Annotated in this window: 12 protein-coding genes; 3 read left to right on the top strand and 9 right to left on the bottom strand. The window is 68.2% G+C overall.

Annotated elements, in window-relative coordinates; genetic code table 11:
* Position 1: 1 nt before the first annotated feature.
* The 4 genes from CAL15_RS06140 to CAL15_RS06125 form a co-directional block, all read right to left on the bottom strand.
* Positions 2–2,017 (bottom strand): AMP-binding protein, encoded by a 2,016-nt coding sequence (locus CAL15_RS06140; RefSeq protein WP_086077768.1) that lies wholly within the window; start codon positions 2,015–2,017, stop codon positions 2–4.
* Between the two features lie 91 nt (positions 2,018–2,108).
* On the bottom strand, positions 2,109–3,095 hold the full coding sequence (locus CAL15_RS06135) for a TauD/TfdA family dioxygenase (RefSeq protein WP_086077767.1): 987 nt from the start codon (positions 3,093–3,095) through the stop codon (positions 2,109–2,111).
* A gap of 42 nt (positions 3,096–3,137) precedes the next feature.
* Positions 3,138–3,830: a thioesterase II family protein gene (locus CAL15_RS06130; RefSeq protein ID WP_086077766.1), complete on the bottom strand. Its 693-nt coding sequence runs from the start codon at positions 3,828–3,830 to the stop codon at positions 3,138–3,140.
* Positions 3,830–4,051 carry an MbtH family protein gene (locus tag CAL15_RS06125; RefSeq protein ID WP_086077765.1) on the bottom strand — a complete coding sequence of 74 codons (222 nt, stop codon included), beginning with the start codon at positions 4,049–4,051 and terminating at the stop codon, positions 3,830–3,832. Before CAL15_RS06125 ends, CAL15_RS06130 begins: the two co-directional genes overlap by 1 nt.
* A gap of 300 nt (positions 4,052–4,351) precedes the next feature.
* Here CAL15_RS06125 and CAL15_RS06120 point away from each other — a divergent pair, with 300 nt between their 5' ends.
* Positions 4,352–6,550, top strand: coding sequence for a TonB-dependent siderophore receptor (locus CAL15_RS06120; protein ID WP_086077764.1), 2,199 nt, complete (start codon positions 4,352–4,354; stop codon positions 6,548–6,550).
* 10 nt (positions 6,551–6,560) lie between these two features.
* Complete coding sequence (locus CAL15_RS06115) at positions 6,561–7,256, top strand: 4'-phosphopantetheinyl transferase family protein (RefSeq protein WP_086077763.1); 696 nt, start codon at positions 6,561–6,563, stop codon at positions 7,254–7,256.
* A gap of 24 nt (positions 7,257–7,280) precedes the next feature.
* On the opposite strand, the gene CAL15_RS06110 is transcribed toward CAL15_RS06115, so the two are convergent.
* Genes CAL15_RS06110 through CAL15_RS06095 form a run of 4 tightly spaced genes read right to left on the bottom strand, consistent with a single transcriptional unit; the run spans position 7,281 to position 11,300 of the window.
* A complete protein-coding gene (locus CAL15_RS06110) occupies positions 7,281–8,366 on the bottom strand; it encodes a VWA domain-containing protein (protein WP_086077762.1) in 1,086 nt (361 codons plus the stop codon).
* Entirely contained in the window at positions 8,363–9,394 is a 1,032-nt protein-coding gene (locus tag CAL15_RS06105; RefSeq protein WP_086077761.1) for a DUF58 domain-containing protein, read from the bottom strand. The genes CAL15_RS06110 and CAL15_RS06105 overlap by 4 nt, the downstream gene beginning before the upstream one ends.
* The gene (locus CAL15_RS06100; protein ID WP_086077760.1) at positions 9,372–10,385 is read right to left on the bottom strand and encodes an AAA family ATPase; all 1,014 of its coding nucleotides are present in this window, start codon (positions 10,383–10,385) and stop codon (positions 9,372–9,374) included. The genes CAL15_RS06105 and CAL15_RS06100 overlap by 23 nt, the downstream gene beginning before the upstream one ends.
* A gap of 12 nt (positions 10,386–10,397) precedes the next feature.
* Positions 10,398–11,300: a S1C family serine protease gene (locus CAL15_RS06095; RefSeq protein WP_086077759.1), complete on the bottom strand. Its 903-nt coding sequence runs from the start codon at positions 11,298–11,300 to the stop codon at positions 10,398–10,400.
* Between the two features lie 70 nt (positions 11,301–11,370).
* On the opposite strand from CAL15_RS06095, the gene CAL15_RS06090 reads away from it, so the two are divergent.
* Positions 11,371–12,426 carry a VWA domain-containing protein gene (locus CAL15_RS06090; protein WP_086077758.1) on the top strand — a complete coding sequence of 352 codons (1,056 nt, stop codon included), beginning with the start codon at positions 11,371–11,373 and terminating at the stop codon, positions 12,424–12,426.
* Between the two features lie 21 nt (positions 12,427–12,447).
* Here the strand turns inward: CAL15_RS06090 and CAL15_RS06085 are convergent, their stop codons facing one another.
* On the bottom strand, positions 12,448–14,748 hold the full coding sequence (locus CAL15_RS06085) for an NADP-dependent malic enzyme (protein WP_086077757.1): 2,301 nt from the start codon (positions 14,746–14,748) through the stop codon (positions 12,448–12,450).
* Positions 14,749–14,755 lie beyond the last annotated feature (7 nt).

The raw sequence follows: 14,755 nt of genomic DNA, 5'->3' as shown, positions 1-14,755 counted from the left end.
CTCAGGCCTCCAGTTTGTCCAGGAGTTCGTCGATGGCGCTGGCCTGTTCGCTTTGCGTGCGCAGCGGTGCGGCCGACAGCAGCCGCGCCTGCTCGCGCACCGTCGCGCCCTCGAAGAAACTGCGCAGCGGCACGTCCAGGCCGTGACGCTCGTGCGCCAGCGCGGCGATCTGCGTCGCACTGACCGACGTGCCTCCCAGCGCATAGAACGGATCCACCACGCTGACGCGAGACAGGCCCAGCCCCTCGGCCCAGACCTCGGCGAGACTGCGCTCGAGGTCGGTGGCGGGCGGCGCATGGTCCTGGGCCTGCGCGGCCAGCCATTCCTGTTCGGTCACTTGCGCATAGGCGTCCAGCGTGCCTTCTTGCCAGCCCTGGCGGCAGGCGGCGCGCTGCAGCTTGCCGCTGGACGTCTTGGGCAGGCCGCCGGGGTTGAGCAGCACGATGGCATGTACCACCTCGCCGCAAGCCTGCGCCACCGCGCGCCCGATGGCGGCCGCGATCTCGCCGGGCGCGTGCGTCTTCTGGGTCGTACGCCCGATCTCCGCGGCGACGCCGATCCGTTCGGCCCCGTCCACATTGGCGGCAAAGGCGATCACGCGCCCCTTGCGTACGCTGGACACTTCATCCTCCACCGCCTGCTCCAGGTCCTGCGGGTAGAGATTCTGTCCGCGCACGATGATGAGGTCCTTGCTGCGGCCGGCGACGTACAGCGCGCCGTCGTGCAGCGCGCCCAGGTCGCCGGTGCGCAGCCAGCGCGTACCCTCGATGTCGACGAAGGCGGAGGCCGTGGCCGTGGGATTGCGCCAATAGCCGTGCGTCACGCTGGGCCCGCTGAACAGGATCTCGCCCACCTCGCCTTCGCCGCGCGGACTGCCGCTCTCGGGATCGACGATGCGTACGGCATGATGCGTCGCCGTACGGCCGCACGACACCAGCGGCGTGGCCTGTACGCTGGCCTGCGTCGCCGGCTCGATGCGTCCGCCCGCCAGCACCTGCGCGTCGCTCCATGTCACCGTCATGCCATTCCCACGGCCAGCGCCGGTGACGAACAGCGTGCCCTCCGCCAGGCCATAGCACGGAAACACGGCCGAGGGATCGAAGCGGGCGGGTGCGAGCGCGGAGACAAAGGCCTCCAGCGTGGCGTGCCGCACGGGTTCCGAACCCGAGAAGGCGAGCCGCCAGCTGGACAGATCCAGCGTCTCGGCCTGCTCGGGACGCACGCGCTCCGCGCACAGCTTGAACGCGAAGTCGGGCCCCCCGCTGATCGTGCCGCCGTACTGAGCGATCGCCTGCAGCCAGCGCAGCGGCCGTTCCAGGAAATCCTGCGGCGGCATCAGCACGACGCGGATGCCGCGATACAGCGGCTGCAGCAGTCCGCCGATCAGCCCCATGTCGTGATAAAGCGGCAGCCAGTTGACGTAGACGTCGTCCTCGCGCACGCCCAATCCTTCCTGCATGGCCACCTCGTTGGCCATCAGGTTGCCGTGACTGACCATCACGCCCTTGGGGTTGGCGGTGGACCCCGAGGTGTACTGCAGGAACGCGATGTCATCGTCCTGGGGCCGATACTCGCGCCAGGCGCCGGCCGCCGCGGGGTCGACCGCATCGACCTCGACCAGTTCGCTGCCCAGCACGGCGAGCGCCTCGGCATGCTGGGCCGCCAAAGCCGCCGTGGTCAGTATCGCGCTCGCTTCGGCATCGGCCGCGATGGCGGCCAGCCTGCCGCCGCGCTGGTCGCGATTGGCCGCCGGGGGATACGCGGGCACGGCGATCACGCCGCTGTACAGGCAGGCCAGGAACGCGGTCACGTAGTCCGCGCCGCTATGCATCAGCAGCAGGACACGGTCGCCCGGCGCATAGCGACCTTGCAGGTACGCTGCCAGCGCCCGGACGCGCGCGTCGAGTTCGGCATAGGTGTACTCGCCGACGGGCGTGCCCGCCTGCAGCACGACCAGGGCGCTGCGATCAGGTTGGCGGGCAGCGTGCTGGCGCAGGCATTGGACGAGATTCGACATCGGGACTTCCTCCAGGCGCACGCGGCGCAAGGGTCATGTAGGGAAGAGAGATAGGGCCGGCGCCGCGCGCCAGCCGCGGTTCAGCGCCGCATCAGGCCGATCCGGCGTAGGAGCGGGCCATGGCGACCACGACCTTGCGCGCTCCGCTGAATGGCGTGCGCGCATGGGCGGCCAGCATGTTGTCCAGCATGAGGACGTCGCCCGCGCGCCAATCGAAGACGATCGTCTGTTCCTGCAGGAGCCGGCGCACGGTGTCGAGGTCGGCATCGGGAATGGGCGCGCCGTCGGCATACAGCACATTGCGGGGCAGATTCTCCACGCCCACCGCATCTTCCAGCGACTCCCGCACTTCAGGCGCAAGGTTCGACACGTGGAACAGATGGGCCTGGTTGAACCACACGTGATCGCCGGTATCGGGGTGGCGTGCCACGCCCTGGCAGTGCTGCGTGGTGCGCAGTTCGCCGTCGTCCTTCCACTCGCACGTGATGCCGCGCGGCGCGCAGTACGCCTCCACCGCGGCGGGGTCCTCCGTGTTGAAGACGTCCTGCCACGGCACGTCCAGTCCGTTGCCATAGTTGCGGACGTAGATCAGGCCCTGCGCGAAGCGCTCGCGTATGGCGTCGGGCATTTGCCGATAGATGGCCCGGCTGTCCGCGATCGGGGTCTGCCCGCCCTCGGCGGCGGCCGTCACGCAATGGAACCAGATGCGCATCGGCCACTCGCGTGTATAGGCCTGCTCGTTGTGCAGGGGAATGTGCTGGTGGGCGGGGTATTCGGTGGAGGTATAGATGCCGGCCGACACCGTGCTGCGCGGAGTGGAGCCGAATTCGTACGACAGCAGAGGATCGCCGAAGGCGGCCGCGAAGGCGCGGAAGCGTTCGACATCGGGCACGGCAAATCCCCTCAGCAGCACGCCGCCCACCTCCGGCAGCACGTCGGCGATCCGAGGCGCCAGCGCGTCGAATGCATCGACCAGGCTCTGGCCCGCATAGGCCGGCTCGAACAACAGGGGCAACAACGAATCGTCAGGCCCGCTCTTGGGGGGGCAAGACGCAACCCGCAACACCGCTTGGTCCATCGCTTTCATCCCGGTAAAGCCGCCGGAATGCGATCGGAACAGCTATAGCCCGATGGCAGTCACGACGTGCCGCAGGAAATCGCTTTCCTGCTCGCGCATGAAGAAATGTCCGCCCGCCAACCAGGTGAGCGTACAGGTGGATGTGGTGGCGTGCTGCCATGCCAATAATTGCGACTGCGAAATCCGGTCCTCGCGTCCGCCGTACACGTGCATCGGGCAGTCGAGCGCCGGACCCAAGGCTGCCCGCGCGCTGGCGCACACGCGGAAGTCGGCCTTCAGCGCGGCAAGCGCCGGCCCAAGCAACTCGGGCTCGGCGAACACCGCCTCGGAGGTTCCGCCCAGTGCCCGCATTTCGGCGATCAGTTCGGCCTCGCTTTCCAGCGCTGCCCGTGCCGCGTCTTCCCGCGTGCCCGGCGCGGCGCTGGCCGCGACGAACAGGGCCTGCGGCGGGCGCCCGCCGCGCGCCGCGAGCAGCGCGAACTCGTATGCGATCAGCGCGCCCATGCTCATGCCCAGCAGCGCGTACGGCGTCTGCAGCCGGCCCAACCATTCGGGAGCCAGCGCATCGACCAGCGCATCCATGCGCGCGATCGGCGCTTCGTTCAGCCTCCTGCCCCGCCCAGGCAGCTCCACCGGTTCGATGGCCAGCCAGGACGGCACCTGGCGGCGCCAGCGCTGATACATCGTGGCGCTGGCGCCGGCGCAGGGCAGGCAGTAAAGCGTAAAAGCGGGCATCAGGCGGGGACCGATTCGCCGTCGTCCATGAAGCGGCGCAGGCTGGCGGGACGCATGTCGGTCCACAGTGCTTCGATATGCGCCAGGCAGGCAGCCTTGTCACCGCTGAAATCGGTCGCTCGCCACCCTGTCGGCACCGGTTTGAAGTCGGGCCAGATGGAGTATTGGTCTTCGTCGTTGATCACCACGTGAAAAGTGATGTCGTCCCGGTCGAAACTCATGCGAAACCTCCTCTCCGATGAATGCCGCTACATTGCAAATACTAACGCAAATCGTTCGCGATTCCAATGTAAGAATGGGTATCAGATCTGCCTCTACTACGCTAATTGGTCGGCGTTACCCCGGAATTCATGGCCTGTGCCGCTAATTTGCAGAAATCACGTGACCATTTCGAGACACGAAAATGCGTACTTTGCGGCCCAAGCAGTGCTTGCATAAATCTGAAAAACAATTAAAAATCCTGTTCCACAAATGGCAGTGATTCTCAGTTCCGTTATGAATCCTATCCTCAAAAACAGCCCATGAACATCGATCGTCTGTCGTCCCCTCTTCTTCCTTCGTCCTTTTCCATCCGCCGGCTGAACATCTTCTGCGCACTCGCGCTGTCCGCCCTCGCCGCCCAGGCACAGGCCCAGACCCAGGCGCAGTCCAACGTGTCGACGCTCAGCCCGATCTCCGTGACGGGGGACGCCAGCGACGAGGCAGTCCGGCAGAATCCGCCGACCACGGTGGGCTCCAAGACCGCGCTGACCCAACGCGAAATTCCGCAGACCATCAGCACCATCTCGCAACCGCAGATCCAGGCGCAGGGCATGACCTCGGTGGACGACGCCATGCGCAACACGCCGGGCGTGGTCGTGGAAAAGCGCGACTACAGCCGCAGCATCTATCACTCGCGCGGCTTCCCCATCACGAGTTACCAGTTCGACGGCGTTCCCACGCAGTACGACTGGCGCATGATGTCGTCGGGCGACCTGGCGCTGTACGAACGCGTGGAAGTGCTGAAGGGTCCGTCGGGCCTGTACAACGGCGCGGGCGGCCTGGGCGGCGTGATCAACCTGGTGCGCAAGCGTCCCACCAAGGACTTCGCGTTCCAGGGCGAGCTCGGCGCCGGATCGTGGGACAACTTCCGCAGCATGGCCGACATCAGCTCGCCGCTGAACAGCGACGGCTCGCTGCGGGGCCGGCTGGTGGGGGTCTACCAGAACCGCGACTTTTTCTTCGACAAGACCAATGAACGGCACACCGCCATCTATGGCATCGTCGACTACGACATCACCCCCAGCACCACCGTCACGCTGGGCGGCAGCTCGCAACGACGCCACATCGATGCCTCGATGTGGTCGCTTCCTGCCTACGCCGACGTGAGCAATCCGGCCCGTCCCAACGCCTGGCTCGCCGACATCCCGCGCTCGACGTTCCTGGGCGCCGAATGGAGCGAAGATGTGTTCCGCGACAACGAAGTCTTCGGCGAACTGCAAAGCAAGTTCGACAACGGCTGGTCGTCCAAGCTTTCCGCCCGCGCCGTGCGCAGCGACCTGACGCGTGATCAGGCCTATGCCCAGGGCGCGATCAACCCGGTCACGAACCTCACCAGGCTGCGGTCCGCCAAGGGTCCGGCCACACAGCGCCAGAACTCGGTGGACGCGTACGTGTCCGGACCGCTGGCAGCCTTCGGCCGCGAACACACGCTGACGTTCGGCACCAACTTTTCCGACCAGCGATTCAACAACGACTGGGAGTATCCGGTCCCCAACTGGATCCAGCCCGTCGACGTCACCAATCCGGTATCCGACTTTCCCAGCCTGAACTACGAATACAACAACGGCACGACGGCACGCACGCGCCAATGGGGCTTGTACGCCAACGGCCGCTTCAAGCTAGCCGATCCGTTGACCTTGGTCGCCGGCGGCCGAGTGGACTGGTGGCAGATCGAACGCGAATCCCGCACCGCGACCACCGCCCGCTCCACGGACGCCGAATACTCGGCCAAGTTCTCCCCCACGGTCAGCCTGATCTACGACATCAACCGCACATACGCGCTGTACGGCAGCTACACCGAAGTGTTCCAGCCGCAACCGAATTTCAGCACAGCCTCCGGCGACATCCTCGAGCCCTTGACGGGCAAGCAGTACGAAGTGGGCATCAAGGGCGAGTACATGGAGGGCCTGCTGCAGGCATCGCTCTCGGCGTTCCAGATCCGCGACGAAAACCGCGCGCAGCTGGATGTCAATTCGGCCAACACGTACTCGGCGAACGGCAAGACAAAGTCGCAAGGCTTCGAACTGCAGGCCTCCGGCAAGATCCAGCCCAACTGGAACATCTACGCTGGCTACACCTACACCGACGTCGACGTCATGAGCAATGGCGGCTACGACAGCTCGATGACCGCAATCGCGCCGAAGCATCTGTTCCGCCTGTGGACCGACTATCGTCTTCCCGGCCAGTTCAACAAATTCAAGGTGGGCGGCGGCGTGAACGTGTCGAGCAGCTTCTACACCACGTTCCCGGTGGGCGCCGCGCGCGGCACGCTTCGCCAGGGCGGCTACGCCACGGTCGACCTGATGGCCGCTTACCAGTTCACCAAGAACATCGAGGGCGCGATCAACGCGTACAACATATTCGACCGCAAGTACTACACGACGATCGGCAACCCGAACCAGCAGAACATCTTCGGTGAACCCGCCGCCGTCATGGTGACGCTGCGCGCGCGCTACTGAGGCGACGCGGATGGTCGAACCCGTCCGCATCGTCACGCCCGCCGGAACACCGGCGGGCGTGGTCGTCTGGCACCTGCCGTTGGACCTCGAGCACGACCACCCCGACGACCTGCACGTGCTGACGCAGGATGAACACGTGCGCGCCGCGCGCTATCGCCAGCCCGCCGACCGGCGCCGCCATGTCCAGGCCCGCGCCGCGCTGCGCAGGCTGTTGGGTAACACGCTCGGCATCGCGGCGGCCGACGTGCCGTTGTTCGCCGGCCCGCAGGGCAAGCCCGACCTGGCGCACGGGCCGGCCTTCAATCTTTCGCACGCGGGAGACCACGCCTACCTGGCCGTGGCCGATACCGCGGCCGCATCGCCCGCCACATCATCGCTGGGCATCGATATCGAACGCTGCCTGCCCGCGGGGCCGCTGCCGCCATGGTTGACGCTGGCGTGCGATGACGACGAAGCCGACGCGATACGCCGCGCGCAGGACCCGCTTGCCGCGCTGATCATGCACTGGACTGCCAAGGAGGCCGTACTGAAGGCGGCGGGGACCGGCATCGCCGACCATCTGCGGCGCGTGCGGATCTCGGCGGGCATGGGAGAGGCGTTGCAGCTTCATACCGAGCTGCCGGACCTGCAATCCATCCGCGCATGCCGTCTGCCAGCGCCGCATGGGTATGCGGCGGCACTGGCCTGGCGCGTCGCGGACGATTGATCCGATGGCGCGCCGCGCCGCTGCCTACGCCACCCTGCCGAACCACCACAGCGACAGCATCGCCGCGCACCCCGCCAGCAAGGCCCCCAGCGCGCTGAACAAGGCGGTGATCTCGACCATCTCGCTGCGCTCGTACGCGAGCCGCGCGACGAGCGACCGATACACCTTCTTCAGGCCCTCGGCGTCCTCCACGCGGAAGTACGCGCCGCCTGTAGCGTCCGCCACCTTTCTCAGCACGGCGTCATCCAGCCGCACCCGCGAGGACCAGCCTTCCACGTTTAGCACGGCCCCCTCGGCGGTGCCGATGCCCACCGTGTAGATGCGCACGCCGTGTTCGGCCGCCAGCCTGGCGGCCTGCAGCACGTCGCGGCCCGCATTGCCCTCGCCATCGGACATCAGCACGATGGCGCCCGACGGATACGAACCCGGCGCCACCGGCTCCGGCGTCGGCTGGCCCCCGGAAGATGCCCCGGCGCCCTCCCCTGGCTTGCCCGGCGCGGCCGTTCCCGGCGGCCCGTCGCCCATGTTGATGAAGCCCGTCACGTCGATGCCCGCGCGCGGCAGCAGCGTACCCAGCGCGATGACCAGGCCGTTGCCCAGCGCCGAGCCGCGCTGCGGCTGCAGGCGGTCTATGGCCGCCTGCACTTCGTCCTTGCGACGGCTCGGCGGCTGCGCGACGGCCGCGGTGCCGGCCACCGCCACCAGGCCGACGCGCACGCCGGCGGGCTGCGCCGCCACAAAGGCACGCGCGGCCTGCTGCGCGACCTGCATGCGGCTGGGCTTGACGTCCTCGGCGCGCATGCTGCCCGACATGTCCATGGCCAGTATCACGGTCTCTACGTGCGATGGCAGCTTCAGCATGGCCTGCGGCCGGGCCGTCGCGACGATCAGCGCCGCCACGCCCAGCAGAACCAGCGCGGGCGGCAGATGCCTGCGCCACGGCGCGCCCGCGCGTATCGTCAGCCCCGTCGCCTGCAGCGCGGGATAGCGCAAGGCGCCGCGCCGACGGCGACGTTCGTGGCGCACGTACCAGGCCAACAACAGCGGCACGCAGAGCAGCAGCCACAACACGCGCGGCCACAGGAAGCTGAACTCGGGCAGCGCGCTCACGGGTAGGCCCTCGAGTCGGCGCGCGGCCCTGGTCCGGAGGCAGGCGCCACAGCGCTGACCGCCTTCGCGCCGCCGCGCCGGCGACGGCGCGCGAAGCGCAGCAGTTCCAGGTCCAGCCTGGCATCGGTGGACAGGGCCAGGCAATCCACGCCGGCCCGCGCGCAGGCTTGCTGCAACGCGGCCTCGCGTGCCTGCGCCGCGTGCGCGAAGCGCTTGCGGAAAGCCGCGTCCTGGGTATCGACGAACATCTGCTCGCCGCTTTCGGCGTCCTGCAGCACCATCAGGCCGAGGTCCGGCAAGGCCAGCTCCAGCGGGTCGACCAGCCGCACCGCCACGACTTCGTGGTGGCGCGCCAGCATGCTCAGCGGCATCTCCCATCCGGGTTCGCTGATGAAGTCCGACACGACGAACATCACGCCGCGCCGCGTCGCGGCCGACTGGGCGCGGACCAGCAGCTCGCCCAGCCGGGTGGCGCCAGAGCGCGATGCGGCCGCGGCCCGGGTGGCGCGCATGCGCGACAGCATGTGCAGCAGATGGCGTCGCCCGGCGCAGGCGGGCACCACCACGGGGGTCACCGCCGCGCCGCCGTACAGGACCGCGCCCACCCGGTTGCCATGGCGCACCAGCACGCGGGCCATCACCGCGGTGAACTCTTCCAGCAGGGCGCGCTTGCGCACCGTGCCCGAGCCGAAATCCACCGAGCCGCTCAGATCCAGGAGGAACCACGCGGCCACTTCCCTGTCCTCCTGGAACTCGCGCACCTGTGGCGTCGCCAGCCTGGCCGTGGCGTTCCAATCGATGTGGCGCACGTCGTCGCCGGGCCGGTATTCGCGCAGGTCGGCCAGATCCAGGCCGAAGCCGCGCAGCAGCGTGCGGTAGTCGCCCTGCAGCAACCCGTCCAGGCGGCGCAGCACCGTCCATTCGAGACGGCGCAGCAGCGCATCCACGCGCTGCGCATCCGGGCCGGCCTTGGTCGCCGCGTCCGCGTCGGCGCCGCGCGCCCGGCTATTGCGTCGCCACCCGAACATGGGATTCCAGTGGCCGCTCGGGCGCGGGAATGGCGCGCAGCAGACGCGCGATCACCTGGTCCGCATCCACGCCATCGGACAAGGCCTCGTACGACAGCACCAGGCGGTGACGCAGCACGTCGGGCACCAGGTCGACCACGTCCTCGGGCAATGCATAGTGGCGGCCGCGCAGCAGCGCCAGTGCGCGCGCGCCTTCCACCAGGCCGATGGTGGCGCGCGGGCTGGCGCCGTACGACAGATAACGGCCCAGCTCTTCCAGGCCGCACAGCGCGGGGTTTCGCGTGGCCGCCACCATGCGCACCGCGTACTGCACCAGGCCCGGATCGACATAGACCTGGCGGCACTCGGCCTGCAGCGCGGCCAGCTGGTCCGGCGTGGCCAGCGCGTTGACCGCGATGCGCGGACCGGTCACGCGATTGACGATGACCACCTCTTCGTCTTCGCTGGGATAGCCCACCAGCACTTTCATCATGAAGCGGTCGACCTGTGCCTCGGGCAAGGGGTACGTGCCCTCCGTCTCGATGGGATTCTGCGTGGCCATGACGAGGAACGGCGCGGGCACCGGATGCGTTTCGCCGGCGATGGTGACCTGCCGCTCCTGCATCACTTCCAGCAGCGCGCTCTGCACCTTGGCCGGCGCGCGGTTGATTTCGTCGGCCAGCAGCAGATTGGCGAACACTGGTCCCAGCACGGTGCTGAATTCGCCGGTGCGCTGGTTGTACATGCGGGTGCCGACGAGGTCTGCCGGCAGCAGGTCGGGCGTGAACTGGATGCGCTTGAAGACACCGCGCATGGTCTGCGCGAGCGTATTCACGGTGAGTGTTTTGGCCAGGCCCGGCACGCCCTCCACCAGCAGGTGGCCGCGCGCCAGGATGGCCACCAACACCCGCTCCAGGAAGTGATCCTGGCCCACCACCACGCGCTTGACCTCGTACAGCACGCGCTCCATCAGGTTGCCGCCGCCGGCGGCGTTCAGGGCAGGATCTTTCATGGCGCTCCGCATCTAGAAGGGGGAGAAACCGACGGCGCTGCCGGCGCTTTCGATGGTGGTGGCGAACCCGATGCCGACGAAGGTGCTGCTTTTGGTGGGGTTGAGTATGGCGGTGACGATGCCCACCACCTCCCCGTTCATGTCGATGAGCGGGCCGCCGGAGTTGCCCGGATTGGCCGCGGCATCGAACTGGATCAGGCCCGAGAGGTTCTGCTTGTTCTCGGGCGAGGCGAACTCGCGGTTCAGGCCTGACACCACGCCGGCCGACACCGAAGGACCGATGCCGAACGGAAAGCCTATCGCCACGACCTCGTCGCCCGGCGCGAGACCGCGGCTGGAGCCCAGCGTGGCAGCCGGCAGGTCGTCGGGGATGGTTTTGGCGCGCAGCACCGCCAGGTCTTTCTCGGGCATGACGCTGACCAGCATGGCCTCGGATTCCATGCCGTCGGAGAACGTGACGACCAGGCGGCTGGCCCCCGCGACGACATGATGATTGGTCAGGATCATGCCTTCGTCGGTGACGACCACACCCGTTCCGACGTTGCGCATCATGGCCTGGGGTTCGGCGGGCGGATCGCGGGCGGCGCCGGGGTCGGCGGGCTGGCCCGGCGAGCCGGGCGGCTGGCTGTCGGCGGGCGGTGGCGAGCCATGCCGCGGCGCGGCCGCGTCGGGCGCCGCGGGAGCCCCGTCGGGGTAGCCCTGGATGAGTACCACCGAAGGATGGACCACCGCGGCCGCGCGGGCGGCACGCGAGGGCAGGCTTTTGGTCTGCAGCGTGTGCATGACGGCGGAGTCGATGTCCTCTTGCGTGAGGGTGCGCGGGTCTGGTTGCACCAGCCAGGTGCAGGCTATCCCCGCGGCGAAAGCCAGCACCAGCCCTGCCGCCGCCCATCCGTAGATTGCAACCCGTTTCATCGCCGCCGAAGCTCCGCGCCGCCGTGGAAGTACAGTACCATCGTCCCATCCACGCGCCAAGGAGCACTGCATGCAGTTTCTCTGGCCGGAAATGCTCTGGCTGCTGCTCGCGCTGCCCGTGCTTGCAGGCGCCTACGTGTACGTGCTGTCACGGCGCAAGAAGGCCGCGGTGGTCTACGCCAGCCTCTCCCTGCCGCGCGCGGCGCTGGGTCCCGGCCACCGGGTGCGGCGGCACATTCCTCCCGCGCTGTTCCTGTTGGCGCTGGGCGCGGCGCTGCTGGCCTGCGCACGTCCGAGCGCCACGGTCACCCTGCCGTCCGACACCTATACGCTGGTGCTGGCCATGGACGTGTCGCGCAGCATGGAAGCCCAGGACATCCCACCCAGCCGCATGGTGGCCGCGCAGCAGGCGGCGCGCGGTTTCGTGGCCGAGCTGCCGGCCAGCGCACGCATGGGCATCGTCGCGTTCGCGGCGGCCGCCACGCTGGTGCAGGCCCCCACCGACATCAAGCAGGACATGATCGACGCCATCGATCGCTTCGAACTGCAGCGCGGCACCGCCACCGGCAGCGGCCTGCTGCTGGCCTTGGCCACGCTGTTTCCCGAGGACGGCATCGATGCCGCCGCCATGGACCCGGGCGCCGCGCCGCCGCGCCCGGGGCGCGACGCGCTGCCGCTGGGACAGGGATCCAACAAGCCGGGCCCGCCGGCCGAGCGGCCACCGGCCAAGCCGGGCTCGTACACGAACGGCGCGATCATCCTGCTGAGCGACGGCCGCCGCACCGTGGGCCCGGACCCCGTGGACGCCGCCCGCCTCGCCGCCGAGCGCGGCGTGCGCGTCTACACCGTGGGCTTCGGCAAGCCGAGAAACGGCCCTTCCGCCGACGATGGCTGGTCGTACTACATGCAGCTGGACGAGACCGCGCTGCGGGCGGTCGCCGCACTGACGGACGGCGAGTACTTCCAGGCCGACTCGGCCGCCGACCTGGGCCAGGTCTATCGCAAGCTCAGTACGCGCCTGGCGCTGGAACGCCGCGAGACCGAGATCGGCGCGCTGCTCGCCGCCGTGGCCGCGCTATTGCTGGTGACCGCCTGCACCCTGTCCATCATGTGGTTCCGCCGCTGACGCGAGGCCCGCCCACGTAGCTCAGGCGGCGGGCATCGCGGCGCGGTTGGCGTCGATGACGGTCAACGCAGTCATGTTGATGATGCGACGCACGGTGGCGCTGGAAGTCAGGATGCCTACCGGCGCGTTGACGCCAAGCAGGAAGGGGCCGATCGCCACATTGGCGCCCGCCGTGGCCTTGAGCAGGTTGTAGGCGATGTTGCCCGAATCGACGTTGGGGCACACCAGCAGATTGGCCTCGCCCTTCAGCGTGGACGAGGGAAGGATCTTCAGGCGCAGCGCCTCGTCCAGCGCGCAGTCGCCATGCATCTCGCCATCGATCTCGAGTTCGGGCGCGGCCTCGCGCACCAGTTCCAGCGCCTCGCGCATCTTGGCGCCGGACGCCGAGCTGCCGGTGCCGAAGTTGGAACGCGACAGCAGCGCCACCTTGGGGGCGAGATTCAGCTCCGTCATCTGGCGCGCGGCCGCCACCGTGAATTCGGCGATCTGCCCGGCCGTGGGGTCGTCGTTGACGTGCGTGTCCACCAGCGCCACCGTGCGCTCGTCCAGCAGCAGGATGTTCATCGCGGCATAGGTGTTGGCGCCGGGGCGCTTGCCGATCACTTCATCCACGAAACGCAGATGGTCGTGATAGGCGCCCACCGTGCCGCAGATCATGCCGTCGGCATCGCCCAGGCGCACCATCATCGCGCCGATCAGCGTCAGGCGGCGGCGCATCTCGACGCGCGCCATTTCCTTGGTGATGCCGCGGCGGCACATCAGTTCCCAGTACGTGGTCCAGTACTGATGGAAGCGCTCGTCGTATTCCGGGTTGGTGACTTCCACGTCCTGGCCCAGCCTCAGCCGCAGGCCGAACTTCTCGATGCGCGCCGACAGCACCGACGGGCGGCCCACCAGGATGGGCTTGGCCAGGCCTTCGTCCACCACCACCTGCACCGCGCGCAGCACCCGCTCGTCCTCGCCTTCGGTGAACACGATGCGAGCCTTGGCGCCCTCGCGCACCAGCCGCTTGGCCGCGCCGAACAGCGGTTTCATGAAGGCGCCCGAGTGGTACACGAACTGCTGCAGCTGCTCGACGTAAGCGTCGAGATCGGCCAGCGGCCGCGTGGCCACGCCGCCTTCCATGGCCGCACGGGCCACCGCCGGCGCGATGCGCACGATCAGGCGCGGATCGAAGGGCTTGGGAATGAGATATTCACGGCCGAAGCACAGATCGTAGGTACCGTACGCGGCGGCGACCACCTCGTTCTGCTCTTCCTGCGCCAGGCCGGCAATGGCGTACACCGCCGCCATCTCCATCTCGCGCGTGATGGTGGTGGCCCCCACGTCCAGCGCGCCGCGGAAGATGTACGGAAAGCACAGCACGTTGTTGACCTGGTTCGGATAGTCCGAACGGCCCGTGGCCATGACCACGTCGTCGCGCACCGAATGCGCCAGTTCCGGCAGGATCTCGGGATTGGGATTGGCCAGCGCCAGGATCAGCGGCTGCGCGGCCATCCTGGCCACCATCTCGGGCTTGAGCACGCCGCCGGCCGACAGGCCCAGGAACACGTCGGCGCCTTCGATCACCTCGGCCAGCTTGCGCGCATCGGTCCGCTTCGCGTAGCGCGCCTTGTCCGGATCCATGAGCGTGGTGCGGCCTTCGTAGACCACGCCTTCGATGTCGGTCACCCACACATGCTCCAGCGGCAGGCCCAGGTCCACCATCAGGTCCAGGCAGGCCAGCGCCGCCGCGCCCGCGCCCGACGTGACCACCTTGACCTGCGAGATGTCCTTGCCCACGACCTTCAGGCCGTTGATGAAGGCCGCACAGACCGTGATGGCCGTGCCGTGCTGGTCGTCATGGAACACCGGGATCTTCATGCGCTCGCGCAGCTTGCGCTCGACCGTGAAGCACTCCGGCGCCTTGATGTCCTCGAGGTTGATGCCGCCGAACGTGGGCTCCAGTCCCGCGATGATGTCCACCAGCTTGTCCGGATCGGATTCGTTGATCTCGATGTCGAACACGTCGATGCCGGCGAACTTCTTGAACAGCACCGCCTTGCCTTCCATCACCGGCTTGGACGCCAGCGCGCCGATGTTGCCCAGCCCCAGCACCGCCGTGCCGTTGGTGATGACCCCCACCAAGTTGCCGCGGCCGGTGTAGCGGAACACATTGCCCGCGTCTTCGACGATTTCTTCGCAAGCGGCCGCGACTCCAGGCGAATAGGCCAGCGCCAGATCGCGCTGGTTGGAGAGCTGTTTGGTGGGCGTGACCGAGATCTTTCCCGGGCGGCCCAGCTCGTGGTATTCGAGCGCGGCCTTGCGAAAATTGGCGTCCATGTTGCGG

The organism is Bordetella genomosp. 13 (assembly GCF_002119665.1).
Lineage (GTDB): Bacteria > Pseudomonadota > Gammaproteobacteria > Burkholderiales > Burkholderiaceae_B > Bordetella.
This window is presented reverse-complemented; position numbering and strand designations above follow the sequence as displayed.

What these genes read in the sequence shown, in the direction of transcription:
- CAL15_RS06140 (WP_086077768.1), bottom strand. Translation starts at nt 2,017, where the DNA reads ATGTCGAATCTCGTCCAATGCCTGCGCCAGCACGCTGCCCGCCAACCT.
- CAL15_RS06135 (WP_086077767.1), bottom strand. Translation starts at nt 3,095, where the DNA reads ATGGACCAAGCGGTGTTGCGGGTTGCGTCTTGCCCCCCCAAGAGCGGG.
- CAL15_RS06130 (WP_086077766.1), bottom strand. Translation starts at nt 3,830, where the DNA reads ATGCCCGCTTTTACGCTTTACTGCCTGCCCTGCGCCGGCGCCAGCGCC.
- CAL15_RS06125 (WP_086077765.1), bottom strand. Translation starts at nt 4,051, where the DNA reads ATGAGTTTCGACCGGGACGACATCACTTTTCACGTGGTGATCAACGAC.
- CAL15_RS06120 (WP_086077764.1), top strand. Translation starts at nt 4,352, where the DNA reads ATGAACATCGATCGTCTGTCGTCCCCTCTTCTTCCTTCGTCCTTTTCC.
- CAL15_RS06115 (WP_086077763.1), top strand. Translation starts at nt 6,561, where the DNA reads ATGGTCGAACCCGTCCGCATCGTCACGCCCGCCGGAACACCGGCGGGC.
- CAL15_RS06105 (WP_086077761.1), bottom strand. Translation starts at nt 9,394, where the DNA reads ATGTTCGGGTGGCGACGCAATAGCCGGGCGCGCGGCGCCGACGCGGAC.
- CAL15_RS06100 (WP_086077760.1), bottom strand. Translation starts at nt 10,385, where the DNA reads ATGAAAGATCCTGCCCTGAACGCCGCCGGCGGCGGCAACCTGATGGAG.
- CAL15_RS06095 (WP_086077759.1), bottom strand. Translation starts at nt 11,300, where the DNA reads ATGAAACGGGTTGCAATCTACGGATGGGCGGCGGCAGGGCTGGTGCTG.
- CAL15_RS06090 (WP_086077758.1), top strand. Translation starts at nt 11,371, where the DNA reads ATGCAGTTTCTCTGGCCGGAAATGCTCTGGCTGCTGCTCGCGCTGCCC.
- CAL15_RS06085 (WP_086077757.1), bottom strand. Translation starts at nt 14,748, where the DNA reads ATGGACGCCAATTTTCGCAAGGCCGCGCTCGAATACCACGAGCTGGGC.